General features: G+C 64.8%; 22 protein-coding genes. 11 read left to right on the plus strand and 11 right to left on the minus strand.

The features are described from left to right. Positions 1 to 13: 13 nt before the first annotated feature. The gene (locus tag ACFSGJ_RS09570; RefSeq protein ID WP_390261089.1) at positions 14 to 1711 is read right to left on the minus strand and encodes a catalase; all 1698 of its coding nucleotides are present in this window, start codon (positions 1709 to 1711) and stop codon (positions 14 to 16) included. 193 nt (positions 1712 to 1904) lie between these two features. Between ACFSGJ_RS09570 and ACFSGJ_RS09575 the strand changes: the two genes are divergently transcribed. Next, positions 1905 to 2618, plus strand: coding sequence for a sulfotransferase (locus ACFSGJ_RS09575; RefSeq protein WP_390261091.1), 714 nt, complete (start codon positions 1905 to 1907; stop codon positions 2616 to 2618). A gap of 39 nt (positions 2619 to 2657) precedes the next feature. After that, on the plus strand, positions 2658 to 3740 hold the full coding sequence (locus ACFSGJ_RS09580) for a PA0069 family radical SAM protein (RefSeq protein ID WP_390261093.1): 1083 nt from the start codon (positions 2658 to 2660) through the stop codon (positions 3738 to 3740). Here the strand turns inward: ACFSGJ_RS09580 and ACFSGJ_RS09585 are convergent. The 6 genes from ACFSGJ_RS09585 to bcp form a co-directional block, all read right to left on the minus strand. Beyond that, complete coding sequence (locus ACFSGJ_RS09585) at positions 3722 to 4258, minus strand: isoprenylcysteine carboxyl methyltransferase family protein (RefSeq protein ID WP_390261094.1); 537 nt, start codon at positions 4256 to 4258, stop codon at positions 3722 to 3724. The genes ACFSGJ_RS09580 and ACFSGJ_RS09585 overlap by 19 nt on opposite strands. Then, a complete protein-coding gene (locus tag ACFSGJ_RS09590; RefSeq protein ID WP_390261095.1) occupies positions 4255 to 5358 on the minus strand; it encodes a type III polyketide synthase in 1104 nt (367 codons plus the stop codon). The genes ACFSGJ_RS09585 and ACFSGJ_RS09590 overlap by 4 nt, the downstream gene beginning before the upstream one ends. A 154-nt stretch (positions 5359 to 5512) precedes the next feature. Further along, positions 5513 to 6058 carry a bactofilin family protein gene (locus ACFSGJ_RS09595; protein ID WP_390261097.1) on the minus strand — a complete coding sequence of 182 codons (546 nt, stop codon included), beginning with the start codon at positions 6056 to 6058 and terminating at the stop codon, positions 5513 to 5515. Further along, positions 6048 to 7397: a DUF5930 domain-containing protein gene (locus tag ACFSGJ_RS09600; protein ID WP_390261099.1), complete on the minus strand. Its 1350-nt coding sequence runs from the start codon at positions 7395 to 7397 to the stop codon at positions 6048 to 6050. The genes ACFSGJ_RS09595 and ACFSGJ_RS09600 overlap by 11 nt, the downstream gene beginning before the upstream one ends. A 175-nt stretch (positions 7398 to 7572) precedes the next feature. After that, a complete protein-coding gene (locus ACFSGJ_RS09605; protein ID WP_390261101.1) occupies positions 7573 to 8385 on the minus strand; it encodes a ferritin-like domain-containing protein in 813 nt (270 codons plus the stop codon). Continuing rightward, complete coding sequence (gene bcp, locus ACFSGJ_RS09610; RefSeq protein ID WP_390261102.1) at positions 8382 to 8849, minus strand: thioredoxin-dependent thiol peroxidase; 468 nt, start codon at positions 8847 to 8849, stop codon at positions 8382 to 8384. The genes ACFSGJ_RS09605 and bcp overlap by 4 nt, the downstream gene beginning before the upstream one ends. Positions 8850 to 8950: 101 nt before the next feature. On the opposite strand from bcp, the gene ACFSGJ_RS09615 reads away from it, so the two are divergent. From ACFSGJ_RS09615 to uvrA, 6 genes are all read left to right on the plus strand, one after another. Further along, entirely contained in the window at positions 8951 to 12361 is a 3411-nt protein-coding gene (locus tag ACFSGJ_RS09615; RefSeq protein WP_390261103.1) for a hypothetical protein, read from the plus strand. A gap of 30 nt (positions 12362 to 12391) precedes the next feature. Further along, positions 12392 to 13495: a tRNA preQ1(34) S-adenosylmethionine ribosyltransferase-isomerase QueA gene (gene queA / locus ACFSGJ_RS09620; protein WP_390261104.1), complete on the plus strand. Its 1104-nt coding sequence runs from the start codon at positions 12392 to 12394 to the stop codon at positions 13493 to 13495. Between the two features lie 55 nt (positions 13496 to 13550). After that, complete coding sequence (locus ACFSGJ_RS09625; RefSeq protein ID WP_390261106.1) at positions 13551 to 14807, plus strand: MFS transporter; 1257 nt, start codon at positions 13551 to 13553, stop codon at positions 14805 to 14807. A 68-nt stretch (positions 14808 to 14875) separates the two neighbouring features. Next, positions 14876 to 15463 carry a DUF924 family protein gene (locus ACFSGJ_RS09630; RefSeq protein WP_390261108.1) on the plus strand — a complete coding sequence of 196 codons (588 nt, stop codon included), beginning with the start codon at positions 14876 to 14878 and terminating at the stop codon, positions 15461 to 15463. A gap of 57 nt (positions 15464 to 15520) precedes the next feature. Further along, positions 15521 to 16915 (plus strand): dihydrolipoyl dehydrogenase, encoded by a 1395-nt coding sequence (gene lpdA, locus ACFSGJ_RS09635; protein ID WP_390261110.1) that lies wholly within the window; start codon positions 15521 to 15523, stop codon positions 16913 to 16915. 125 nt (positions 16916 to 17040) lie between these two features. Continuing rightward, complete coding sequence (gene uvrA / locus ACFSGJ_RS09640) at positions 17041 to 19896, plus strand: excinuclease ABC subunit UvrA (RefSeq protein ID WP_390261112.1); 2856 nt, start codon at positions 17041 to 17043, stop codon at positions 19894 to 19896. A gap of 24 nt (positions 19897 to 19920) precedes the next feature. Here the strand turns inward: uvrA and ACFSGJ_RS09645 are convergent, their stop codons facing one another. The 3 genes from ACFSGJ_RS09645 to ACFSGJ_RS09655 all read right to left on the minus strand — a co-directional run bounded on the left by ACFSGJ_RS09645 (position 19921) and on the right by ACFSGJ_RS09655 (position 22963). Next, the gene (locus ACFSGJ_RS09645; protein ID WP_390261114.1) at positions 19921 to 20253 is read right to left on the minus strand and encodes a hypothetical protein; all 333 of its coding nucleotides are present in this window, start codon (positions 20251 to 20253) and stop codon (positions 19921 to 19923) included. Positions 20254 to 20419: 166 nt separating this feature from the next. Next, entirely contained in the window at positions 20420 to 21448 is a 1029-nt protein-coding gene (locus ACFSGJ_RS09650; RefSeq protein ID WP_390261116.1) for an enoyl-CoA hydratase/isomerase family protein, read from the minus strand. Between the two features lie 15 nt (positions 21449 to 21463). Continuing rightward, entirely contained in the window at positions 21464 to 22963 is a 1500-nt protein-coding gene (locus ACFSGJ_RS09655; RefSeq protein ID WP_390261118.1) for a CoA-acylating methylmalonate-semialdehyde dehydrogenase, read from the minus strand. Positions 22964 to 23066: 103 nt separating this feature from the next. Here ACFSGJ_RS09655 and ACFSGJ_RS09660 point away from each other — a divergent pair, with 103 nt between their 5' ends. The 3 genes from ACFSGJ_RS09660 (at position 23067) to coaD (ending at position 25094) form a co-directional block, all read left to right on the plus strand. After that, positions 23067 to 23969, plus strand: coding sequence for a LysR family transcriptional regulator (locus ACFSGJ_RS09660; RefSeq protein WP_390261120.1), 903 nt, complete (start codon positions 23067 to 23069; stop codon positions 23967 to 23969). Positions 23970 to 24023: 54 nt separating this feature from the next. Continuing rightward, positions 24024 to 24455 carry a CBS domain-containing protein gene (locus tag ACFSGJ_RS09665; RefSeq protein WP_390261122.1) on the plus strand — a complete coding sequence of 144 codons (432 nt, stop codon included), beginning with the start codon at positions 24024 to 24026 and terminating at the stop codon, positions 24453 to 24455. 138 nt (positions 24456 to 24593) lie between these two features. Next, positions 24594 to 25094: a pantetheine-phosphate adenylyltransferase gene (gene coaD / locus ACFSGJ_RS09670; RefSeq protein WP_390261124.1), complete on the plus strand. Its 501-nt coding sequence runs from the start codon at positions 24594 to 24596 to the stop codon at positions 25092 to 25094. Positions 25095 to 25111: 17 nt separating this feature from the next. On the opposite strand, the gene ACFSGJ_RS09675 is transcribed toward coaD, so the two are convergent. Next, complete coding sequence (locus ACFSGJ_RS09675) at positions 25112 to 26695, minus strand: glycosyltransferase (RefSeq protein ID WP_390261126.1); 1584 nt, start codon at positions 26693 to 26695, stop codon at positions 25112 to 25114.

Below are 26695 nucleotides of genomic sequence, written 5' to 3' on the forward strand. Positions count from 1 at the left end.
GTGTCGGGTCAGCTTATTCGGCGGCCTGCGCCGTCTGCGGATTGAAGTTCGTCATTCCGTTCAGCACATCCTCTGCCGTGACGCGGAAGTTCTTTACCGAACTCGTCCACTGGCCCCAGACCTCGCTGTCGATGATGTCGCCGTTCTCGCCCAGGTTCTGCAGGCGGCGCTGGTCTTCCTCGGTCAGGACCTGGCCGGGCAGGGGCTGAAGATGGCGAACGTCGGCGGGCGAGAGTCCGATGATCTCACCAACGCCCTTGCCATAGTGGTCATGCACCAGCAGGAAGTGCCAGACCATGCGTTCCTGCACGTCGCGTTCGCACTCCATCAGCAGCGCGCCCATGTTGGCGATCAGATCTTCGCGTTCCCATTCCATCATCGTGCAGAACCGGCCCCGTGCCTGCACATAATCGTTCCGGCGTTCCAGTACGCTGCGGGTCAGGCGCCCCTTGATTTCCGGCGGGTTGTTCGGTTCCTCGCGCGCGGCTTCGTGGAGGCCATTGTGGATCGAGGGCTCATAGTTCACATGCGGGTTCTGCCCCGGCGCCAGATCGCGCTGATAGGACATCTGCCCGCCCGACAGGTTGGTCGCGACCTTTGCGCCCTTGGCCTGGTTCACCGGCAGTTGCAGATAATTGGTCCCCACCCGGTATCGCTGCGTGTCGGAATAGGAGAACGTCCGCCCCACCAGCATCTTGTCGTCCGAGAAATCGAGCCCGTCCACCAGAACGCCGGTGCCCATGGCGATCTGCTCGTTCTCGTTGAAGAAATCCTCGACGTTGCGGTTCAGCGTCATGGTGCCGACATGGCGAAGGGGAAAGTCCTTTTCCGGCCAGATCTTGGTGTCATCCAGCGGATCCCAGTCAAGCTCGGGGTGGTCGTGATCCTCCATGATCTGCACATACATGTCCCATTGCGGGTAGTCGCCGCGCTCGATCGCGGTGAAGAGGTCCTTTGAGGCCGAACCGAAATCCTTGCCCTGCACCTTTTCCGCCTCGGCCTGCGTCAGGCTCGCGATGCCCTGGCGCGGGTGGAAGTGGTATTTCACCAGCACGCTGTCACCCTGCGCGTTCACCATCTTGTAGGTGTTCACGCCGAACCCTTCCATGTGGCGATAGCTGGCCGGGATGCCACGGGGGCTGAAAAGATGGGTCAGCATGTGCATCGATTCAGGCGTCTGCGACATGAAGTCGAAGATGCGGTTCGCCTCTTGCCGGAAGGTCACGGGATCGGGCTTGAGCGAATGGATCACGTCCGGGAACTTGATCGCGTCGCGGATGAAAAAGACGGCGAGGTTGTTGCCGACAAGGTCCCAGTTCCCGTCCTCGGTATAGAACTTCACGGCAAAGCCGCGCGGGTCCCGGGCGACCTCGGAACTGTCGCGCCCGCCGATCACTGTCGAAAAGCGGATTGCCAACGGGGTCTTCTTGCCGGCCTGCTGAAAGAGCTTGGCGCGGGTGTATTTCGAGGCCGGTTCTTCGCCGATCTTGCCGGTCGCCTCGAACTCGCCATAGCAGACGAAGCCGCGGGCATGGACCACCCGCTCGGGGATGCGCTCGCGGTCGAAATGGGTGATCTTTTCGAGGAACTGATAATTCTCCAGCGTGGCCGGCCCGCGGGGGCCGACGGTGCGCTGCGACTGGTTGTTGGTGATGGGGTGGCCCTGCCGGTTCGTGAGGGTGCGGTCGCTGCCTTTGGTCGGGTCGGCCATGGCTCTCTCCTTTGGTGGGTTGCGAATGGGCATGTGAAAATGGGCCCCGCCGGACCCTCTGCTATCGACTAACGCCATCTTGCCGTGGTTGTTCCCCGCGAAGTTTTGCTGCGCTGCGGCACTGGGGGCGAACTTTGCCTTGTTGTTGGGTCGGGGGGACGGTTAAACTTGCGCCACACCGGAAGGAGAGAGAATGCCTTCAGTTCTGCATATCTGCACAGGGATGCCCATGTCGGGCTCTCGCCTCGCGTTCGAAATGGCGGTTGCGGTGCTGGAGTCGGCGGGAATTCCACAACGGCGTCTCGACACTGTTGGTCGCAGGAAAGAGGCTAACCTGTTAGCTGCGCTCGACCCGAAGCGCCTTGATCCTGCCTTGGCGGAAGCTGCGGCGGGTGCCGCGCCCATCGCCATTCACAGCCACGCGTCGCCAGGTGAAACGGTTCCGCAAGAGGTCCGGGCGGGGCGCATCTCTGCCCAGATCGTGGCGCGGGACCCGCGGGATGTCGCACTGTCGCTTCTGGATGCGGCGCAGACCGTCGGCGGACAACTTAACCCAGAGAGGGAGCCGCTGGCCTCGCTGGGTGAGGCGCTCGATCTGGTGCGTAACCGGATGGAGAATTTCGCGGCATGGCGGCAGGCTGTGCCGGACCTCCTGATCCTCAACTACGAGGAACTTGTGGCAGACCCTGACGTATCGCTGGAAAAGATCGCGGCTCATCTGGGGGTCCTCGTCGATACGCAGCCGATTCTCGCCAGACATGGACGCCGGTTCGCGACATTGGGCAGGGGAATCCCCCAACGCTGGCGCGAAGAAATGTCGGTCGCGGAGGCCAATGGAATTCATGAGGAATTCGCCGAATATATCGAGCGCTGGTGCCTGCCGGCGGGGTTGCCGGGTCGCGCCTGAGGTCTTTTCAATGTTCCCTTAATGTTCTACTGTCGAGGGATGAGCATCCGCATCCCTCCACGTCAGGACCAGATCAAGGGCAGGGGCGCCCGCAGCAACGACGCCGGCCGGTATGAGCGTCATTCTGTCGAGGCCGTGGACGATGGCTGGACCCCCGACCAGGATCTGCCGCCCCTGCGCACCGAGGTGAGCGAAGAGCGTCCGCGGCGGATCATCACGCGCAACACTTCGCCCGATGTGGGGTTCGAGCTGTCGATCAACCCCTATCGCGGCTGTGAACATGGCTGCATCTACTGTTTTGCGCGGCCCAGCCATGCCTATCTCGGCTTCTCGCCGGGGCTCGATTTCGAGACAAAGCTGATCGCTCGTCCCGCCGCCGCCGAGGTGCTGGCCAAGGAGCTTGCAGCGCCGTCCTACAGGGCCAGGGTCATTGCCATCGGTACGAATACCGACCCTTACCAGCCGCTGGAAAAGCAGCACCGGATAATGCGCCGCGTGCTGGAGGTGCTGCGCGATCACGACCATCCCGTGGCCATCGTGACCAAGGGCAGCCTGATCGAGCGCGACATCGACATCCTTGCCCCGATGGCGGCGAAGGGACTTGCGCGGGTTGGAATATCGGTGACGACGCTCGACCCGTCCGTCGCGCGTGTGATGGAGCCGCGCGTTCCTTCGCCCGCGCGGCGCCTGGAGACCATTCGCAGGCTGGCGGATGCGGGGATCGAGGTGCGCGCCATGGTCTCGCCCATTGTGCCCGCGCTCACCGATCATGAGCTTGAGGCGATCCTCGCTGCCGCTGCCGGGGCGGGGGCTGTGGTGGCAAGCTCGATCCCGCTGCGCCTGCCGCGAGAGGTGGCGGGCCTCTTTCGCGACTGGGTCGAACAGCATTTCCCGGATCGCGCGGCGCGCATCCTCAACCGGGTTCGGGAAATCCATGGAGGGCGGGATTATGATCCGGAATTCGGCAAGCGCATGACCGGGCAGGGGCACTGGGCCGCGCTGCTGCGCCAGAGGTTCGACATTGCGGCGGCGCGCCATGGCCTGAACCGGCGCCTGCCGCCGCTGCGCACCGATCTGTTCCGCGTGCCGCCCCGGCCGGGCGATCAGTTGTCGTTGTTCTGACCGTTGTCCTGGCTGTGGTTCTGACGGGGCGCAAGGGCAGCGTTTTCCACCCGGATGCGATGGGTCAAGAGCGCGATGTTCAGGACGCCAAAGACCAACCCCAACCAGTCGAGCCCCAGAAGCGCGGGAACCAGAGGAATTTCCAACGCAACGACGGTGTAGTTCGGGTGGCGCAGCCAGCGGAACGGCCCCCGGCGAACCAGGGGCGCGTCCGGTAGCGAGATGATGCGTGTCGTCCAGTACGGCCCAAGCGTACCGATCACCCAGAACCGCGCGAGAAACAGCACCGCGAACGCTGCGGCAAGCCACGGATTGAGGTGCGGCGAAGGCTCGGTCAGCAGGGCCATGGCGATCAGCCAGCTTCCGTGCAGCAGGATGAAAAGCGGGTAATGCGCGGCCCCATGTTCCACAGCCCCCCGCGCCATCAGCCGCGCCGTGTTGCGCCGCGCAAGCACAAGTTCCGCAAGGCGCTGCACCGCGATCAGCGCCAACAGCGCATAGGCCCAGCCAAAGGTCATTGAAGGTCCACCATCTGGAACGCCGCGGTGAACCCTGGACCGAGCGCCGTGACCAGATGCGCGCCCCGCGCCCCGCGCTGCCGCAGATTGTCGAGCACGAAAAGCACCGTCGGCGCCGACATGTTGCCATAGTCGCTTAAAACCTCACGCTCAGCGTCCAGCCCCTGCGGTGGCAGGTCAAAAACGGTCTCCAGCGCGTCCAGCACCTTGGCCCCACCCGGATGGCAGCAAGGGCGCTCAATGTCGGCAGGCGTCAAGCCGGCGCGGGTCATGAACCCGTCGAGTGCGGCGCGGTAGTCGCCCGCGACGATCTGCGGAATGTCCCGGTGAAAGATCACATCAAAGCCCTCGGGGTCGACCTTCCAGCCCATCACGTTCAGCGTCCCGGGCCAGAGATGCTCACCCCCCGCGCCAAGCCGTCCGATCGATCCGCCGCCGCTCTCCCCGGCACCTGTCCCACGCAGGACGGCAGCGGCAGCCCCGTCGCCGAAAAGTGCCGTGGCGACAAGGTTGCTCTTGGTCAGGCTGTCATGGCGGAAGGCAAGCGTGCAAAGCTCGACCACCAGCAAAAGGCAGACCGCCCCCGGCCGCCCCGCTAACATCTGTGCCGCCCGCGAAAGGCCAAGCGCGCCGCCCGCGCACCCATAGCCGAATATCGGAAGCCGGGCGACATCGGGGCGGAACGCCAGCCGGTTCATCAGCCGCGCCTCGATCGACGGGGTTGAGATCCCGGTGGAGCTGACGAAGATCAGGACGTCGACATCCTTTGGCGCAAGGCCCGCGTCGCGCAGCCCGGCGAGCGCCGCCTCTTCGGCCAGATCGGTGGCATGGCGTTCGTAAAGGCGGGTCTTTTCTGGCATGTCCGCCGGCCCTTCGAACCACGCAAGCGGCATGGCCGACCAGCGCCGCTCGATCCGGGCATTGGTATAGACAGGCTCCAGCGTCTCGAAAAGGCCGGTGCGGCTGCCGAAGATGCGCCGCGCATGATCAATGACATCGGCCTGGTCCAGTTGGTGCGGGGGCACGGCGGTGGCAAGCCCGACGAGGGCCGCCCCCGAGGCTGCGGTCTTCCCCTGTGTCACTTCTGCGGTCTGGAGCATCTGTCCCCCTTTGTGCTCGGCCTAAGCTAGCGCGGCGCAGCGACAAGACGAGGGGCCAAGATGAGGGTGCAGCGATGGCGGAAGGCTTTGCCTGCCCACAAAAAAACCTGCCGCGGGCGGCAGGTTTCGTGATGACGGCCAAGAAGGTGCGCGTTCAGCGATCGCCGGCCTTGGCGGCCACGGCCTCGGAAACAGCCTGCGACTGCTGCGGCGCGGGCTTCGGGGCCGCTGCCTGCTGCGGACGCGGCTGCGCGCCGGTGCTGAGCGGGTCTTCCTGACGCTGGACCGAGCCTTCGAAATGGGCACCGGATTCGATCGCGATGGTCTTGTGGATGATATCGCCCTCGACCCGCGCGCTGGAGGTCAGACGCACCTTGAGCCCGCGGACGCGGCCCACGACGCGGCCATTGACCACCACGTCATCGGCGACGATTTCGCCGCGGATCGTGGCCTGCTCGCCAACCGTCAGCAGATGGGCGCGGATATCGCCCTCGACCGTGCCTTCGACCTGAATGTCGCCGGTGGTCTTGAGATTGCCGACGATGGTCAGGTCGGACGAAAGGACCGATGCGGCCGGTTTCGCCTTGGGGGCGGGGGAAGAATAGTCGTTCATCGGCCTCTGCTGTGGTTCGGGTGTGACGGGGGCCTCGGCCTCGGCCTTCTTTGGCCCCGGTTCCTGGATTCTGCTTTTAGAAAACATTGCGCGCCGCCCTGATGTAATTCATGGGATCTACCACGCTGCCGCCCACATGCACCTCATAGTGGAGATGCGTGCCGGTAGAGCGTCCAGTGCTGCCCATATCACCAATATGCTCGCCGCGCGAGACCCTTTGACCAACTGTCACGTGAACGCGACGCATATGCGCATAAAGCGTCTCGATCCCGAAGGCGTGGCGGATGCGCACCATGTTGCCGTAACCGCCTGAATTCCAACCGGCCTCGATCACCACGCCGTCCGCGGTCGACAGGATGTTCGTGCCCGACGGCCCGGCATAGTCGATGCCCGCATGCATCCGGCGCGAGCCGTTCTTGGGGTCGCGGCGCATCCCGAATCCGGAGGTAAAGCGGACAGAGCTGCTGACCGGATTCGCGAACGGCGCCTTTTGCGCGGCCATGCGATAGAGGTTCATTTCCTCAAGCCCGGTGAGGATGCTGTTCGCCCGTTCCTCATCCGTATCCGTGTCGAAATCCGCGGTGCCGCGCGTCGAGACAGAAAGCGGCGTCAGCGCCTCGGGGCCGGTATAGCCGCTGCGGACCTGCTGCAGCAGCGAATCCGTCGACAGGCCGGCGGCGCGGAACATGCGGTCCAGCGGCTCCATCGAGACGGTCACGGCCTCTTCCAGGCGCGAAAAGATCATGTCGTTGCGCTCTTCCAACAGGCGCTTTTCGAGGGCGATCATCTCGGTCTCGTTGCGGGCCTGAACGGCGAATTGCGCGATGGCGTCGCGTTCGCCTGCTGTGTCGCCAAGCGCGGCCGCGAGGAAGTCGAGCGTTTCCTCCATGTCGCGGATGCGCGAGGCGTCGGTCCGGGCCGATCCGGTTTCCTCGGCAAGGGCGACGGTCAGGGTCTGCGCCTCTTCGCGCGCCTCGTCCCGTTCGCGGATGGTGCGCTGAAGCGTGCGCTGCACGACCTCAAGCCCGGTCTCCAGTTCGCGCGCACGGTCTTCAGAGGCAAGCAGCGCCGACTGCATGTCGGAAATCTGGCCCATCGCGATCGCGAAACGTTCCTGCGCCTGCACGGCCTCGGCGGCCCGGCGGTCGCGTTCGCCAGAAAGCGAATTGAGCCGGGTCTCATAGACGGCCTGTTCACGCTTGGCCTGATCGCGGTAGTTGCCGGAACCGATGCTGTCCATCATCAGCACGGCCGAGGCGACGATGGCCCAGCCCACGACGGCCGTGCTGCCTGCAAGAACCCCGATCTGGGTCAAGGGCCGCAGCCGGATGAACCGCGTCTCTGTATCCGAACGAAGGAAGAGCCGCCGTTCGGGGAACCAACGCTCAAGCGATGCGTTCAGACGGTTAGCAATACGAGTTTTCAATGGATCTGTCCCGTTTGTCCCACCCCTGCCGGCTGCGCCCATTTCATTTCCGGGTCATCAGCCTTGGAATTGGAGTACAAACGGCGCGGCTTTCGCGCAACAGCCGCGAAAAATGATCGGCGGATCAGCGCGGAGACTCTGTATCGGTCGGCAGAAATCCGCCGACCGTTTCTTGTCAACCGATTTCCTCGGCCAGCGGCCAGTAAAAATCCGGCGGAAGGCCCGCCTCGGCGCGTTTCTCTTCGTTGAAGGGGGGTTTGAGCGCGCCATGGAAGTAATGCCGGACGAGGCCGTGAAAAACCTCCTTCGGGTCGCTGTTCTCGCGGCCGCAGAGAAAGTGGAACCATTTGGAGCCATAGGCGACATGCCCCACCTCTTCGGCATAGATCGTTTCCAGCGCCGCGATGGCGCCGGTTTCGCCCGCCTTGCGAAAGACGTCGATCATGCCGGGGGTGACGTCGAGGCCGCGCGCCTCCAGCACCATCGGCACGACCGCCAGCCGGCCCATCAGGTCGCTGGCGGTGTCCTCGGCGGCGCGCCACATCCCCGCATGGGCCGCAAGGGCGCCGTAATGGCTCCCCATGGCTTCAAGACAGTCGCACATGAGGTTGAAATGCTTGGATTCCTCATCGGCGGCCTTGACCCAGTCATCATAGAAGCCCATCGGCATCGGGACATGCCCGAACCGCGCGATGATATCCCAGTGAAGATCGACGGCGTTCAGCTCGATATGCGCGACCGCGTGCAGCAGCGCGATCCGGCCCTCGGCCGTCCCCGGCCGTCTGCGCGGCACATCGCGGGGCGGCAGCAGTTCGGGGCGCGCGGGGCGGGACGGGCGCAGCGGCGGATCGGCCGTGCCTACGGTCAGGGGTGCACCCGCTTCACGCGCCGCGAACCATTCGGCCGCGTGCTGCCGGGACAGGGCCGCCTTGGCACGCCCGTCGGCGGTGGTCAGAACCTCGACCGCCCGTTCCGCGAGCGTCTTCATAGGGCACGCACCGCTGTCAGGAGCTCTTCCACATGACCGGGGACTTTCACCTTGTTCCAGACCTGACGCACGGTGCCGTCGCCGCCGATCAGGAACGTCGTGCGCTCGATCCCCATATAGGTCTTACCGTACATGCTCTTTTCCTTCCAGACGCCATAGCGTTCGCAGACGTCGCTGGCCTCATCCGACAGAAGCGCGATGCCCAGCCCGTGCTTGGCGACGAATTTGTCGTGCTTGGCCACGCTGTCCTTGGACACGCCCAGAACGACGGCCCCCGCGGCCTCGAATTCTGCCGCGCGGGCGGTGAAATCAACCGCCTGGCTGGTGCAGCCCGAGGTGTCGTCCTTGGGATAGAAGTAGAGAACCACGGGCCTGGGCTGCAATGCGGAAAGCGTAACCTCTTTCCCCCCGTCGCGGGGAAGCGTGAAATCAGGCGCAACGGCCCCCGGCGCAATCGTGCTCATGTAGATTTCCTTTGCTTGCGGTTTCGAAATCAGTCCTGTTTTAGCTTTTCCGAGGCAAAGATAAAGCCGTGACAGGGGCAGGCGACAAAGCGACGGGGCAGTTGGACAAAGAGCCGGCACATCGGCAGGGGGCACCTGCACAGAACCGGCAGAAGGCCGGGCGCCGCTCCACGGGCCGACGCGCCAGGCGGCGCGGCAGTTTCAGCATCTGGCTTATTTCCACGACGCTGTTCCTTGCAATTCTCGTGGGCGTCGTGGTGTTTGCGGCCACCGAACGCGGGCTGCCGGCTCCGGGCTGGGTGCTGGAAAAGGTCGAGTCCCGGCTCGATGCCGGTCTGCCGGCGGGCATGGCAATCCGGCTTGGCGCGGCTGAGGTAGAGATCGAGCGCGGCTTTACCCCCCGTCTTCTGGTCCGCGATCTGGAGGTTTTCCTGGCCGAGACACCGACCGAGCCGCTCGCGCGGTTCTCGGTGATCGAGGCGCGGCTGTCGCGCGAGGATCTGCTGGCCGGGCAGTTCCGCCCGACCGTGCTGCGGATCAGCGGCGGCCATGCCCTGCTGCGCCGGGATGAAGAGGGCCGGTTCGACCTGTCGCTGGGTGGCGACGGCGCGTTCGAGACGCCCGGATCATTCGCCGAGGTTCTGCAGGCGGTCGATACGGTCTTTGACATGCCCGCACTGCGCGGGGTGCAGCGGATCGAGGCCGATCGGCTGACCCTGACACTTGCCGATGCGCGGGCAGGCGAAATCTGGCAGGTTTCCGATGGTAGGGTATCCCTGATGCAGGATGATGAGGCGGTCGCGCTCAGGCTGGGCGTCGGACTGATCGGAACCTGGGGCACGCCCGCAAGCGCCGAGATGAGCTTTGTCAGCCGTCGCGACAGCCCCGAGGCCGAGCTTTCGGTACGGATCGAGGATGTGGCCGCCGCCGATGTCGCGGCCCAGAGCGCGGCGCTGAGCTGGTTGTCGCTTGTCGAGGCACCGATTTCGGGTGAACTTGCGGCGCGGATCGACGAAGCGGGCGAGGTCGTGACCCTCAAGGGCGGGCTGCGCCTGGGGGCGGGCGCGCTTCGTCCGCTGGACGGAATGCGGCCGATCGCCTTTGACGTGGCACAGCTTTCGCTCGACTATGATCCGCAGGCGCGGCGCATTGTCTTCAACGACGTGGTGATCGACAGCCCCACCTTGCGCATGGCTGCAGGCGGGCACGCCTATCTTGAGGAGATGGAACACGGTCTTCCGGGGGTGCTGCTGGGGCAGTTCCGTTTCTCCGATGTTCAGATAGACCCGGAGGAGATATTTGAGGAACCAGTCCGGTTCAGCGAGGGCGCAGTGGATGTGCGGCTGCGGCTCGATCCCTTCACGGCAACAATCGGGCAGGTGACGCTGATCGAGGACGGCCGGCGCCTGATGGCCGAGGGGGAGATCGGGGCAGAGGCCGATGGCTGGCGCGTGGCGCTCGATCTGGCGCTGAACGAGATCACCCATGACCGGCTGCTTGCGCTCTGGCCGCCGGGGATCGTGCATGGGATGCGCAACTGGCTGGTCGAGAATGTGCAGACCGGCCTGATCTACAACGTTACCGCGGCACTGCGGCTTGCGCCGGGGCAGGAAACCCGCCTTGCCGTAGGGTATGAGTTCAGTGACGCCGAGGTGCGGTTTCTGCGCACGATGCCCCCGATCCTTGACGGGCGCGGCTATGCGACGATCGAGAACACGTCTTACGTCATGGTTCTGGACGAGGGCGAGGTCGCGGCCCCGCAGGGGGGGCGGATCGCGGTACAGGATTCGGTCTTCCGCGTGGCCGACGTGACCGAGCGCCCGGCCACAGCCGATCTGGACCTGCGCACCGAAAGCAGCATCACCGCGGCGCTGTCGTTTCTGGATGAGCCTCCGTTCCAGTTCCTGACGCGCGCCAACCGCCCGGTCGATCTGGTCGAGGGGCGGGCGACGCTGGAAGCCAGGATGCGGATACCCCTGCGGCGTGGGGTGCAGCCGGTCGATGTGGATTATCACGTCACCGGCACGCTGCATGACGTCACCTCGGACCGGATCGTGCCGGGCCGCCAGCTGGTGTCGGAAAGCCTGCGGCTGGAGGCGACGCCCTCACGGCTTCAGATCGGCGGGCCGGGCCGCCTGGAGGGCGTGCCGTTCGATGTGGTTTTCTCGCAGCCGCTTGGTCCCGGGACGCAGACGATGCCCGCTCGGGTCAGCGGCTGGGCCGAGCTTTCGCCCCGTGCCGTCGCGGCCTTTGTCCCGGCGCTGCCGCAAGAGATGATAAGCGGCCGTGGCCGCGCGTCGCTGGAGGTGGAGTTGCCGCGCGGCGGGCGCCCCCGGCTTTCGCTGCGCTCTGACCTTGCGGGGGTCGGGCTGCGTCTCGACCCGGTGGGCTGGCGTCTGGGCGAGGCTGCGACGGGGACGCTTGATCTCGACGTGACGCTGGCCGAGGTTCCGCAGGTGGACCGGTTGCGGATCAACGCGCCGGGCCTTTCCGCCGAGGGGCGGATCGACCTGCGCGCGGGTGGCGGCCTCGATGCGCTGCGGTTGTCGCGGGTGCGGCTGGGCGGCTGGCTCGATGCGCCGGTCGTGCTGCGCGGGCAGGGAACGGGCAATGCGCTGACGGTCGAGGTCGCGGGCGGGACGCTCGACCTGCGGGGGGACGGCCTGCCGGGTTTCGACGCGGGCAGCGGCAGTGGCGGCAGCAGTGGTGGTGGCGGGATGCAGGCAGGGCCGCTTCAGGCGCGGCTCGACCGGGTGATCGTCACCGATCAGATCAGCCTGACCGGCGTCACGGGCCGGTTCAACCCCCAGACCGGCATGGCGGGCCGGTTCGAGGGGATGCTGAACGGCGCGGTTCCGGTCTCGGGTCAGATCGCGCCCGCGATGGCGCCGGACGGGCGCCTGCTGGGGCGGAACCTGATACAGGTCAGCGCCAATGATGCGGGCGCGGTGGTCGAGGCCGCCGGCCTTTTCCGGGGCGCGCGGGGCGGGGCGCTGGACCTGCGGCTATTGCCGCTGGGCGGTGGCCATTTCGATGGCTGGCTGCGGGCAGGGCAGGTCAATGTCCATCGCGCGCCCGCGCTGGCGCAGATCCTGGGGGCGCTGAGCATCGTCGGCCTTCTGGAACAGCTCGACGGGCAGGGGATCGTGTTCGACGAAACCTCGGCCGAGTTCCGCTTGACCCCGGACGGGATCGAGATCATCAGGAGCGCCGCCACCGGCCCCTCGCTTGGGGTGACCCTTCAGGGTGTCTATCGCAACGCCACAAGGAGCCTCGATATGCAGGGCGTCGTCTCGCCGGTCTATCTTGTCAACGTGGTGGGGAGCCTTATTTCGCGCCCCGGCGAGGGGCTCTTTGGCTTCAACTATGGTCTGAGCGGTCCTGCCTCGGCCCCGCGTGTCAGCGTCAACCCGCTGTCGCTGCTGGCGCCCGGGGCGGTGCGGGACCTTCTGCGTCCGCCGCAGCCCAGCCTTTCGGCGCCGGCGGTGGCCCAGTCGAACCAGAGCCCGTAAGACCTGTCCGCCGTGCATACGGATGCTGAAATGAAACTTTCCGACTTCGACTTTGACCTGCCCGAGGAACTGATCGCCACCCGGCCCGTGCGCCCGCGCAGCGCCGCGCGGCTGCTGGTTGCGGAAGGCGCCGGCCAGCGCGACCTGCGGGTGGGGGACCTGCCGTCGGTCCTGCGCCCCGGCGATCTGCTGGTCCTGAACAACACCCGCGTCATTCCGGCGCGGCTGGACGGGCGCCGCCATCGCCCGACCCCGGAAGGTGAGGTCGAGGCCGGCGTCGAGGTCACGTTGCTGGAGGTCGCGGCGCAGGGCGGCTGGCGCGCGCTGGCGCGGCCGTTGCGCAAACTGAAGCCGGGGGATGAGATCCGCTTCGCCGCCGGGCTGGTGGCCAGCGTCGCCGAACGGATGGAGGACTCGGTCCGCCTGACCTTCAATCTGGAAGGCCCGGCCTTTGACGCGGCGCTGTCGCAGGCCGGCGCGATGCCCCTGCCGCCCTATATCGCCGCGCGCCGGGCCGCGGATCCGCAGGACAAGGAAGACTATCAGACCGTCTTTGCCCGCCATCCGGGCGCGGTCGCGGCGCCGACGGCCTCGCTCCATTTCGATGCCGATCTTCTGGCGGCGCTGGCAGAGCGGGGCGTCGCCACCACCGAGGTCACGCTGCATGTGGGCGCGGGGACCTTCCTTCCGGTCAAGGTCGATGACGTAACGCAGCACCGGATGCATTCCGAATGGGGCGAGGTCACGGAAGAGGCCGCCCACGCCATCAACCGCACCCGCGCCGCAGGCGGACGTATCATTCCCGTGGGCACGACCGCGCTGCGCCTGATCGAGAGCGCCGCCGCGCCCGACGGCACGCTTGCAGCCTGGGCGGGCGATACGGATATCTTCATCTATCCCGGCTACCGTTTTCGCGTGACCGATGCGCTTATGACGAATTTCCACCTGCCGCGCTCGACCCTTCTGATGCTGGTTTCCGCGCTGATGGGAAAGGAACGGATGCTCGATCTTTATGCCCATGCCATAAAGGAAGGCTACCGCTTCTTTTCCTATGGCGATGCCTCGCTTCTGGTGCCGGGACGCTCCGTTGCGCCGCAGGGGGCGCAAACGGGACGCGGAACGTCGCTGGGTTAGGCGCGGTTGACCGGCGGGGCGGCTATGCCCGCGACCGAGGATAAGGAGACGAAAGATGCTTGTCGTTCTGGCCAATTCATGGGCGCTCTTGCTGGGCGTCATGCTTCTGATGGTCGGAAACGGCGTGCAGGGAACGCTGCTGGGCGTGCGCGGCGCGATCGAGGGGTTCTCGACCTTCGAGATGTCGATGGTCATGTCGGCCTATTTCCTCGGGTTTCTCTTTGGCTCGCGGCTCGCACCGGAACTCATCCGCCGGGTGGGACATGTGCGGGTCTTTGCAGCACTCGGCTCGATGATCTCGGCGCTTCTGGTGCTTTATGCGGTCGCCCCCAATCCCGTCGCGTGGATCCTGATGCGGGTGGTGATGGGGTTCTGCTTTTCCGGCGTCTATGTCACGGCGGAAAGCTGGCTCAACAACTCGGCCACGAACGAGACGCGCGGGCAGGCGCTGTCGGCCTACATGATCGTGCAGATGATCGGCATCATCGGCGCGCAGGGCCTGATGAACGTGGGCGACGCGGGCGGCTACCTGCTCTTCGTGCTGCCCTCGGTGCTCGTGTCGATAGCTTTTACGCCGATCCTTTTGTCGGTCTCGCCCGCGCCCGTGTTCGAGACGACCCAGAGCATGAGCTTCCGCAAGCTCTTCGTCGCCTCGCCGCTTGGATGTATCGGGATTTTCCTTATGGGGGGCGTGTTTTCCGCGCTCTTCGGCATGGCCTCGGTCTGGGGCACGCAGGCGGGGCTTAGCGTTGCGCAGCTTACGATATTCATCGCGACGATTTATCTGGGCGGCCTTTTGTTCCAGTATCCGATCGGCTGGTTTTCCGACCGGATGGACCGGCGGCGGCTGATCCTGATCGTCTCGGCGGTGGGCACGGGCGCGATGGTGCTGCCGGTGCTGATCAATCCGCCCTTCGAGGTTCTTCTGGTGCTGGCGCTGGTGATCGGCGGTGTCTCGAACCCGCTTTATTCGCTGCTGCTCGCGCATACGAACGATTTTCTGGATCAGCGCGACATGGCCGCGGCCTCTGGCGGGCTGTTGTTCATTAACGGCGTGGGGGCGATTTCGGGTCCGCTGATCACCGCCTGGATGATGTCTCTGGTCGGGATCAACGGGTTCTTCCTTTACATCGCGGTGCTGTTGGCGGTGCTGACGGCCTATGCCGGCTGGCGCGCGACGCAGCGTCCGGCCCCGGCGGTGGAAACCACGGGCGGCTTTACCACCGTCACGCCCGTGGGGACCGCCGTTGCGCTTGAAGCGGTGATGGAGGTCGCGCAGGACAGCGCGCCGGATTCCGATGCCGCGGCCTGAACTGGTTTGCCTTTCGCGACCGGACGTGCATCTTTGGAGGTGACAACCTTGGCGAGCGGAGAAGCGACATGCCCGATACCAACCGGATCCTCGATTTCTGGCTGAACGAGGTAGGGCCGAAGGGCTGGTATGATCCGCCCGAAGGCCTCGACGACGACATCCGCGCGGAATTTCTGCCTGCATGGGAAAAGGCGCGCGAGAAAAAGCCCGACCGTTTCAACTGCAACGCCGAGAGCATCCTGGCCTTCATCCTGCTGACCGACCAGTTTCCCCGCAACATGTTCCGGGGCGATGCGCGCGCGTTCGAGACGGATGAACTGGCCCGCAAGGCCGCGCAACGCGCGATCCACCATCGCTGGGACATGCGCATTCCGGAACCGGAACGACAGTTCTTCTATCTGCCGCTGATGCATTCGGAAATCGTGGCGGATCAGGAACGCTGCGTGCGGCTGTTCCTGACGCGGATGCCTGAAACGGGTGCCGAAAACCTGCTCCATGCCCGCGCGCATCGCAACATCATCCGTCAGTTCGGGCGGTTCCCATATCGGAACGCAGCCCTGGGCCGCACAACCCGACCCGAGGAGCAGGCCTTTCTGGATGCAGGCGGTTATCAGCACGCGGTCGCGCAACTGGGGCCCAGGAAGCTCGCCGGGTGATTGATCCCCGCGCCCAGATCGTTTAACGCTAAACCATTCTCATGCGGAGGGATTGGCATGGCAGCGAAAGCCTTTGACGTGATCGTGATCGGGGCAGGGCCGGGGGGCTATGTCGCGGCCATCCGTGCGGCCCAGCTCGGCCTTTCGGTCGCGATCGTGGAACGGGAAAATCTGGGCGGTATCTGTCTCAACTGGGGCTGTATCCCCACGAAGGCGCTGCTGCGGTCGTCCGAGGTCTTTCACCTCATGCATCGCGCGGGGGAATTCGGGCTCAAGGCGGACAGCATCGGTTTCGACCTTGACGCGGTGGTGAAACGCTCACGCGGGGTGGCCAAGCAGCTTTCTTCGGGCGTCGCCCACCTCATGAAGAAGAACAAGATCACCGTCGTGATGGGTGAGGCCCGCCTGACCGGCAAGGGTAAGGTCAGCGTCAAGACCGACAAGGGCAGTGAGGATCTGACGGCCAGGAACATCATTCTCGCCACCGGGGCGCGCGCGCGGCAACTGCCGGGGCTGGAAGCGGACGGCGATCTGGTCTGGTCCTACCGCGAGGCGCTGGTGGCGAAACGGATGCCGAAAAAGCTTCTGGTGATCGGTTCCGGCGCAATCGGGATCGAATTCGCGAGCTTCTTCAACACGCTTGGGGCAGACACCACCGTGGTCGAGGTGATGGACCGCATCCTGCCCGTCGAGGATGAGGAAATCTCGGCCTTCGCGAAAAAACAGTTCGCCAAGCAGGGCATGAAGATCCTCGAAAAAGCCGGCGTCAAGCAGCTTGACCGGGGGCAGGGCAAGGTCACGGCCCATATCGAGCAGAACGGCAAGGTCGAGACGCAGGAATTCGACACCGTGATCTCGGCCGTGGGGATCGTGGGCAATGTCGAAAACCTCGGGCTGGAGGAACTGGGCGTCAAGATCGACCGCACCCATGTTGTTACTGACGAATACTGCCGCACGGGTGTCGAGGGGCTTTATGCCATCGGTGACGTGGCCGGCGCGCCCTGGCTCGCGCACAAGGCCAGCCATGAGGGTGTCATGGTCGCAGAACTGATCGCCGGCGGGCATCCGCACCCGATCAAGCCGAACTCGATCCCCGGTTGCACCTATTGCCACCCGCAGATCGCCAGTGTCGGCCTTACCGAAGCCAAGGCCAAGGCGGCGGGGCACGAGGTCAAGGTCGGCCGCTTCCCCTTCATCGGCAACGGCAAGGCCATCGCGCTTGGCGAACCCGAAGGCATGGTGAAAACGGTATTCGACGCCAAAACGGGTGAGCTTTTGGGCGCCCATATGGTAGGCGCCGAGGTGACGGAACTGATCCAGGGCTACGTCATTGGCCAGACGCTGGAAACGACTGAGGAAGACCTGATGCACGCCGTCTTCCCGCATCCGACGCTGAGCGAGATGATGCATGAAAGCGTGCTGTCGGCCTATGGAAGGGCGTTGCACTTCTGATCTGCCGGCGCAGGGGGCAATCCCTGCGCCACTTCCCGCCTGTTCACGTCCTGTTCACTTTTTGGGGTTGGAGACTCGGACGCTCTCGCCTATCTCTGTGGCTGTTGCCGAAGGGGACCCGCGGAATGGCCGAACAGAAGATGATCGAGGTGCGCGGCGCGCGCGAACATAACCTCAAGAATATCGACGTTGACATTCCGCGCGACCAGTTGGTGGTCATTACCGGGCTTTCGGGGTCGGGAAAGTCGAGCCTCGCCTTCGACACCATCTATGCCGAAGGTCAGCGGCGTTATGTCGAAAGCCTGAGCGCCTATGCTCGCCAGTTCCTCGACATGATGCAAAAGCCCGATGTGGACCATATCTCGGGCTTGTCGCCCGCGATTTCCATCGAGCAGAAGACAACGTCGAAAAACCCCCGCTCCACCGTCGGCACGGTCACGGAAATCTACGACTACATGCGGCTTCTCTTCGCGCGGGTCGGCACGCCCTATTCGCCCGCCACCGGCCTGCCCATCGAGGCGCAGCAGGTGCAGGACATGGTGGACCGCGTGATGGCAATGGAGGAAGGCACCCGCGCCTATCTCCTTGCCCCGATCGTCCGGGACCGCAAGGGCGAATACAAGAAAGAGTTTCAGGAGCTTCGCAAGCAGGGCTTTCAGCGGGTCAAGGTGGACGGCGCCTTTTACGAACTGGACGAACCGCCGACGCTCGACAAGAAGTTCCGCCATGACATCGACGTGGTGGTGGACCGGATCGTCGTGCGCGAGGGGCTGGAGACTCGGCTGGCCGACAGTTTCCGCACCGCCCTTGATCTGGCGGACGGTATCGCCGTTCTGGAAACCGCGCCGGCCGAGGGCGAGGCCGAACGCATCACCTTCAGCGAGAAATTCGCCTGTCCCGTCTCGGGCTTCACCATCCCCGAGATCGAGCCGCGCCTCTTTTCGTTCAATGCTCCCTTTGGCGCCTGCCCGGAATGCGACGGGTTGGGGGTAGAGCTTTTCTTTGACGACCGGCTTGTCGTGCCCGATGCGGCGCTGTCGCTGGCAAACGGGGCAATCGCGCCGTGGCGCAAGGGCAAGAGCCCGTATTTCACGCAGACCATCGACTCGCTCGCGCGGCATTATGAATTCGACAAGAAAAAGGCGTGGAAGGACCTTCCCGCCAATGTGCAGCAGGTGATCCTGTTCGGGTCGGGCGAAGAGGAAATCCCCTTTCGCTATGACGAAGGCGGGCGCGTCTACAATGTAAGTCGGGGGTTCGAGGGGGTGATCCCCAACCTGGAACGCCGCTGGCGCGAGACCGACAGCGCCTGGGTTCGTGAGGAATTCGAGCGCTATCAGAACAACCGCCCCTGCCATGCCTGCGGTGGCTACCGGCTGCGCCCCGAGGCGCTGGCCGTGCGGATTGGTGGATTGCACATCGGGCAGGTCGTGCAGATGTCGATCCGCGAGGCGCTCGCCTGGATCGAGGCCGCGCCCGAGGGGCTGACGCGGCAGAAGAACGAGATCGCCCGCGCCATTCTCAAGGAGATCCGGGAAAGGCTCGGCTTTCTGGTGAATGTCGGGCTCGATTATCTGACGCTGGCGCGCAACGCCGGCACGCTTTCCGGGGGCGAGAGCCAACGCATCCGGCTGGCAAGCCAGATCGGGTCCGGACTGACGGGCGTGCTTTACGTGCTGGATGAACCGTCCATCGGGCTTCATCAGCGCGACAATGACCGTTTGCTGACGACGCTGAAGAACCTGCGCGACCAGGGCAATACGGTGCTGGTGGTCGAACATGACGAAGAGGCGATCCGCGAGGCGGATTACGTCTTTGACATCGGCCCGGGGGCTGGCGTGCATGGCGGTCAGGTGGTGGCAAGGGGTACGCCCGCCGAGATTACGGCGGACCCTGCAAGCCTTACCGGGCAATATCTTTCGGGCGCGCGAGAGATCGGTGTTCCGAAAAAGCGCCGCAAGGGAAATGGCAAGAAGATCAGCGTCGTAAAGGCCACGGGTAACAACCTGCGCGAAGTCACCGTCGATTTCCCGCTTGGCAAATTCGTCTGCGTGACCGGCGTTTCCGGGGGCGGAAAATCGACCCTGACGATCGAGACGCTGTTCAAGACCGCGTCGATGCGGCTCAACGGCGCGCGGCAGACCCCGGCACCCTGCGAGACGATCAAGGGGCTGGAGCATCTGGACAAGGTGATCGACATCGACCAGCGGCCCATTGGCCGCACGCCCCGTTCAAACCCTGCCACCTATACCGGCGCCTTCGGCCCGATCCGCGACTGGTTCGCCGGTCTGCCCGAGGCCAAGGCGCGCGGCTACAAGCCCGGTCGCTTCAGCTTCAACGTCAAGGGCGGGCGCTGCGAAGCCTGTCAGGGGGACGGAGTCATCAAGATCGAGATGCACTTTCTCCCCGATGTCTACGTGACCTGCGAGACCTGCAAGGGCAAGCGCTATAACCGCGAGACGCTTGAAGTTCTGTTCAAAGGCAAAAGCATAGCCGACGTTCTTGATATGACGGTCGAGGATGCGCAGGGCTTTTTCCAGGCAGTGCCGAGCATCCGGGAAAAGATGGACGCGCTGATGCGGGTGGGCCTTGGCTATATCAAGGTGGGCCAGCAGGCGACCACGCTTTCAGGGGGCGAGGCGCAGCGCGTGAAACTCTCCAAGGAGCTTTCGCGCCGCTCGACCGGCCGGACGCTCTATATCCTCGATGAACCCACGACCGGCTTGCATTTCGAAGACGTGCGCAAGCTTCTTGAGGTTCTGCATGAACTGGTGGAGCAAGGGAATTCCGTGGTGGTGATCGAGCATAACCTCGACGTCATCAAGACCGCCGACTGGATCATCGATATCGGACCCGAGGGTGGCGATGGCGGCGGGCAGGTCGTCGCGACCGGAACGCCCGAGGATGTCGCGGGGGTAGAGGCGAGCCACACAGGCCGGTATCTCGGTCCGATGCTGCGGCCACGTATGGCCGCAGAATAAGTCGCAGAGCAGGTTCCGGGAGGGTCAGCGCAGCAGGGCGCTCTGTTCCGTCACGCGCTCCAGAATTTCCGCCGTGCCTGCATGGACGCGGAAGATATCCCCGTTGACGCGGTAATAGCGCCAATGTCCGTTGACCACGGGCAGGCCGTAATATTCCGGGTTGATGAGGATGTTGTAGTCATAAATCGGAAGCGTATCGCCCACCTCATAGACCGGTTCTTCCAGAACCGCCTCGGTGGCGATGGTGTTTACGGGGGCGACGCAGGTATCTGCGACAAGAATCGAATCGCAATCGGCGAAGACGGCGGTGGCTGGCAGAACCAAGGCCGCTGCCAGGCTAAGGGCGCGGAGCTGCATGTGTTTTTCCCTAGATCAAGCAAGGTTGATGCGGTGTGAGTTGCAGGGAAAACTGCGCTTGGCGGCAAAAGGTTCCGGAGGAAATGTCAACGAAAATCACTCCGCGCGCGCGGATTTTCGCGAACGGTGAGAACCGCTGTCGCATCCGGGCCCGCGGGACCGGTGCCTAATCCTCTTGCCATTCTTCGGCGCCAAGGGGGGCGAGCATCGTCTCGACCTCGGCGCGTGGGACATCGGCGGCGGATGCGTGGCGCCAGCGCGGCGTCCTGTCCTTGTCGATCACCACGGCGCGTGTGCCTTCGGTAAAGTCCGACAGGGTCTGCGCCCGCCAGGTGAAGCGATACTCCTGCCGCAACGCCTCGGCCATTCCCGGCGCAGGGCCAAGCCTTTGCAGCATCTCGGCCGTGCAGGCCATCGACAGCGGTGAGTTCCGCGAGAGCGTGGCGTGAACCTCGGCGGCGAAGCGGCTGTCGCGCGATGCGGCAGCCTCAATGATCTGCGCCACATCGAAGCTGGAAAAGAGGCTGATCAGTTCGGGCAGCAGACCAGCAAGGCGTCCCGACGGCGGCGGATGAATGGGGATCGCCGCAGGATCGCCGGTTTCAGCAAGCGCCAAGATCAGGTCGGGCCACTCGGCCTCGGGCACATGATGATCCGCAAAACCCGCCAGGATCGCGTCGCCCGCCCCCATCCGCGCGCCTGTAAGGCCGAGATATAGCCCCAGCCGCCCCGGGGCGCGTGCCAACAGACGGGTGCCGCCGACATCCGGAACCAGCCCGATGCCACATTCCGGCATCGCGACCTGACTGCTCTCGCCCACGATGCGGTGGCTGACATGGCATCCAAGGCCAACGCCACCCCCCATCACGAAACCCTGCATCAGGCTGACGACCGGCTTGGGATAGCGGCGGAGCTTGAGATTCATCCGGTATTCGTCGCGCCAATAGCGCCGGGCGGGCTCGAACCGGCCCATCACTGCATGGTGGTAGAGCGCGGCGATATCGCCCCCGGCGCAGAAGGCGCGGTCGCCCTCGGCATCGATGATGACCAGTTCGACGGCGTCATCATCGCGCCAGCTGTCCAGCGCCGCCTCGATCGTCAGGCACATCGCATGGCTCAGCGCATTGAGCGCGCCGGGCCGGTTCAGGGTGATACGCCCTGCGCGGCCTTGCCTGCGGATCGCGACCTCAGCCATGCCCGCGCCCCGCGGTCACTCCATCGCGCGGAAGTTGAATTCCCCGCCTTCCTTGATGCCGCTCGGCCAGCGAGAGGTGATCGTCTTGGTCCGGGTGTAAAAACGGAAGGCGTCGGGGCCATGCTGGTTGAGATCGCCGAAGGCCGATTTCTTCCACCCGCCGAAGGTGTGATAGGCCAGCGGCACCGGGATCGGCACGTTGATCCCGATCATCCCCACATTCACCCGCGCCGCAAAGTCACGGGCGGTATCGCCGTCACGGGTAAAGATCGCGGTACCGTTGCCGTATTCGTGATCCATGGCATGGGCCAGCGCCTCTTCATAGGTTTTTGCGCGGACGGTCGAGAGGACAGGACCAAAGATCTCTTGCCGGTAGATGTCCATATCGGTGGTCACGTGGTCGAAAAGATGCGGCCCGACAAAGAACCCATCTTCATAGCCCTGAAGGCTGAAGTTGCGCCCGTCGACCACAAGCTTTGCGCCCTGTGCCACGCCGCTTTCGACCAGCGAGAGGATCTTGTCGCGCGCCTGTGCCGTGACGACCGGCCCGTAATCCACGTCTGCGCCTGCGGTATAGGGCCCGACCTTGAGCTTTTCGATCCGCGGGATCAGCTTTTCGATCAGCGCATCCGCCGTCTTGTCGCCCACGGGAACCGCGACCGAAATCGCCATGCAGCGTTCGCCCGCCGCCCCATAGCCCGCGCCCACCAGCGCATCCGCCGCCTGATCCAGATCGGCCTCGGGCATGATGATCATGTGGTTCTTGGCGCCGCCAAAGCACTGCACGCGCTTTCCGTTGGAACAGCCCCGCCCGTAGATATATTCCGCAATCGGGGTGGAGCCGACAAAGCCCACCGCCTGGATCACCGGGTTGTCGAGGATCGCGTCGACCGCTTCCTTGTCACCGTTGATCACCTGCAGCACGCCGTCCGGCAGGCCCGCCTCCTGCATCAGCTCGGCCAGCATCAAGGGTACCGACGGATCGCGTTCCGACGGTTTCAGGATGAAGGCGTTTCCGCAGGCGAGCGCGGGCCCCATCTTCCACAGCGGGATCATGGCGGGAAAGTTGAAGGGCGTGATGCCCGCAGCCACGCCTACCGGCTGGCGCATCGAATACATGTCGATGCCGGGGCCGGCGCTGTCGGTAAATTCGCCCTTCAGAAGATGCGGCGCGCCGATGCAGAACTCGATCACCTCCAGCCCGCGCTGGATGTCGCCCTTGGCGTCGGGAAGGGTCTTGCCATGTTCGCGGCTCAGCGCCTCGGCAAGGCTGTCCATGTCGCGGTTCAGCAGATCGACGAATTTCATCATCACCCGCGCCCGTCGCTGCGGGTTGGTGGCGGCCCATTTCGGCTGCGCCTCGGCCGCCTGGGCGACGGCGGCGTCAAGCTCCTCCCGGCTCGCCAGCGGAACGCGCGCCTGAACCTCGCCCGTTGCAGGGTTGTAGACATCCGCGAACCGGCCCGACGTGCCTTTGACGTGTTTGCCGTTGATCCAGTGGGTCAATTCCTGCATCGCGATTCCTCCTGCATTGGTCATCCTGACCCTAGCCTTGCAAATTTGTCGGGAAAAGGCGCAAGATGACAAAAGCATATTGCATTTCCGCAAAGGCCAGGGCGTGGACTGGGATGATCTGAGGGTGTTTCTGGCCGTCGCGCGACAAGAGAGCCTGTCATCGGCGGCCCGTGTGTTGCGGATCGACCCGGCCACGGTGGGGCGGCGCATCGCCCGTCTGGAAGAGGCGCTGGGGCAGCCGCTTTTTGCGAAGTCGCCGCAGGGCTATGCGCTCAGCGATGCGGGGCAGCGTCTTCTGGATCATGCGGTCCGGGCGGAACAGGCGATGGTGGGGGCGGCGGATGCGCTGCGGGGCAGCAGCGCGGGGCTGACGGGGCAGGTGCGGATCGGCGCGCCGGACGGATGCGCCAACTTTCTGCTGCCGCAGGTTGTCGCTGCGATCTGCGATGCGAATCCGGGGCTGGAGGTTCAGATCATCGCGTTGCCCCGCGTCTTCAACCTGTCCCGGCGCGAGGCCGACATGGCGGTCGCGGTGAGCAGGCCGGGGGCAGGGCGCCTGTCGGTGCAGCGCCTGGCCGATTACCGGCTGCATCTGGCCGCCCATCGGGATTATCTGGACCGCCATCCGCCGATCCGCTCGCTTGCAGATCTGCGAGGCCATCGGGTGGTGGGCTACATTCCCGACATGATCTTCGACAAGGAACTCGACTATCTGGCAGAGGCGGAGCTCAGCACCGTTCCCCTCGCCTCCAACTCGGTTTCGGTGCAGTTCAACTGGCTGCGGACGGGGGCAGGGATCGGGATCGTTCATGATTTCGCGCTGCCGGCGGGTCCGGGGCTGGTGCGCGTCCTGCCCGGACTTCTCAGCCTCCGGCGCAGTTTCTACCTGATCCGCCACGCGGATGACCGCCGTCTGGACCGCCTGAACCGTTTTGCCACTGCGCTCGCCCATGGATTGCGGCAAGAGCTCGTGCGGCTTGAAACCGCCGCCCAACGGATGACTTGACAGACCTGCACCCCCGGGCCGACGCTGAACGGACGCAGCCAAAGGGAGGTAGCCATGCTCGTTCGCCAGATACTCAACCTCAAGGACAGTTCGGAGGTCTTGTCGGTCGGCCCTGATGACACCGTGGCCGAGGCCGCGCGCCGGCTGTCGCAGCATCGGATCGGGTCGCTAGTGGTGATGCGGGATGGCGAGGTGGCGGGGATCATCTCCGAACGGGACATCGTGCGGGAACTGGGGCGGCGCGGACAATCCTGTCTCGACGATCCGGTGCAGGCGCTGATGACCGCCCGCGTCGTGTCGTGCCAAAGCGACGACAGCGCCGACGCGGTGCTGGAACGGATGACCGAAGGCCGGTTCCGCCACATGCCGGTGATGGAGGACGGGCGAATGGTCGGGCTGATTTCCATCGGTGACGTGGTCAAGGCGCGGCTTTCCGAACTGCATATGGAGAAAAGCGCCCTTGAAGGGATGATCATGGGGCACTGAGCCCCGGGCGGGGTGGCGGTCCCGGCGTCCGGGCGCCGGCTGCCCCTTGCATTCTTCCCTTGTATTCCGGGGCGCAATATTGTTGCGTGCCTCCACGAAGTGCCCGGCCCCCGGGCACAGCCGCAAGGGAGGAAACCTATGCGCATCGGTCTTTACCCGGGCACCTTCGATCCGGTGACGCATGGTCATATCGACATCATCCGGCGCGCGGCGCGCCTTGTGGACCGGCTGGTGATCGGGGTTGCGATCAACCGGGACAAGGGGCCGCTCTTTTCGCTCGACGAACGCGTAGCGATGATCGAGGCCGAATGCGGCCCGCTTGCACGCGAAACGGGCGCCGAGATCGTCGCGCATCCGTTCGAGAACCTGTTGATCGACTGCGCGCGCGATGTGGGCGCGGGCGTCATCATCCGTGGCCTGCGGGCCGTCGCCGATTTCGAATACGAGTTTCAGATGGTCGGCATGAACCGCGCGCTCGATGCCTCGATCGAGACGGTGTTCCTGATGGCCGAGGCGCGGCATCAGGCGATCGCATCGAAGCTCGTCAAGGAAATCGCCCGGCTGGGCGGGGACATCTCGAAATTCGTGCCCCCTGCGATCGATGCGGCCCTGCGTGAACGGTTCCGCACCGAGCGCTGAGGCGCAGGCGAAGGGCTTCAGGACTTCACATGCCGTATCTGCAAATTCGGCAGACCCAGAGGCATCACGCCGAAATCGCGGCACATCCGCCCGAACCCTTCGGTTTCCAACAGATCGTCATAGGGAAGCTCGGGGAACCTCAGGCCGGCCCGGTGAACTGCTGCGTGTACCAGCAGCATCGTGCCGCCGACCGATGACAGCGGCACCCGGTCCAGAAAGCGCAGGTCGTGCAGATGGCGGCGACGGTCATGGCTTGCGGGCGGCATGTAAAGCCCCCGGTGGACATGGCGATAGTAGCGATGATCGCGCCGCTCGGCGCTGTCATGGAAGGCGTTGAGGTCATAGCTCGGCCCGCCCCAGTCGCGTACGCAATCCGGGGTCACGACCTTGTGCCTCTCGGCCAGCAGGCGGTTCAGCGTGTCGGGTGCGTAGTCGCAGACATCCACATCGAGCCACAGCGCCCAGTCATCCGTCGCGTCCAGCCCGTGGTCGATCAGATGGTTCCGCACACGCGCGAGGTTGGCGCGCCGTTCATGCTGAAGCTTCGGAATGGAACGCCGCGCCCGATCAAGAGGTGCGCCGGTCCGGTGTTCGGTCAGCACGATATCGCGGAAGCCGCAGGTTCCGGTGGCAATTTCGCGCAGTCTCTCGGCGCTGCGATCCTTGCTGTCCCCCTCACAGAAAACGATCTTCAACCGGTCGCGCGGGTAATCGAGCTGGTGCAAAAGCTCCATGCAGCGATCCAGGAACGGCTCTCCGTCGCGGACGGGAATCAGGACCGCGACGTTCCGGTCGGTCGCAGTAACGGGGCGGTGCAGCAGGCTGACGTCGATATTGCGCGCGGCCTCGTCCCGGTCAAGGAAGGCGCCCCGCGTCAGGCGATAGCGCGCGCGGGCGATGGCGCGTTTCAGCCGGTGCCGGCGGTGTCTGCCCTTGGGAAACCACGATCCGCGCCAGTAATGGGTGCAGAACCGCGTGTCGCCATGGGGGCCATGCGGACGCCCGGCGCTTTCCCCGCCTTTGGCGGTCATGGCCGTGAAGATGTGGCAGGAATGCAGCGCAAGCGTTTCCGGCCGGTCAAAGCTTTCGACGGCGCCGGTAAAGGCAAAGGGGCCGGTCGATTCCAGCACATGGTCCCGCGCATGGCGGCACCGGACGAGCGTCGCGATCACATGCCCCCAAAAGGGATGGCCCTGCGGGCTCGCCATGACCCCGTTGAAGAACAACCGGTCCATCCCGAGAGGAATACCATTGTAGCGATGCTCGATCGGCTCTTCGGCAAGGACGACGCGGGAGTCCGCTGCCAACGGATCAAGGGGTATCAGACACTCGGTATCGAGATCGGCATAGATGCCGCCGCAATGATGCAGGATCAGATACCGGCCCATGTCCGCCCGCTGCACCGGGCGCGGATAGGAGAGATACAGTTCCTCAAGCTCGGGATAGTACGTCCGGACGAGATCGAGCAGATCGGCATCCGTCCAGAGCCTGTATTCCCATTCCGGGTTGAGTTTCTTCCAGCTTTCGGGCCAATGTCGCGGCTCCGGAAGGTCGTGGTCGCGCCACGTCTGATGAATGATTTTGGGGATCAGGGGCGTCAC

It is taken from the genome of Halodurantibacterium flavum, from assembly GCF_042681825.1.
Taxonomy (GTDB): Bacteria; Pseudomonadota; Alphaproteobacteria; order Rhodobacterales; family Rhodobacteraceae; genus Halodurantibacterium; species Halodurantibacterium flavum.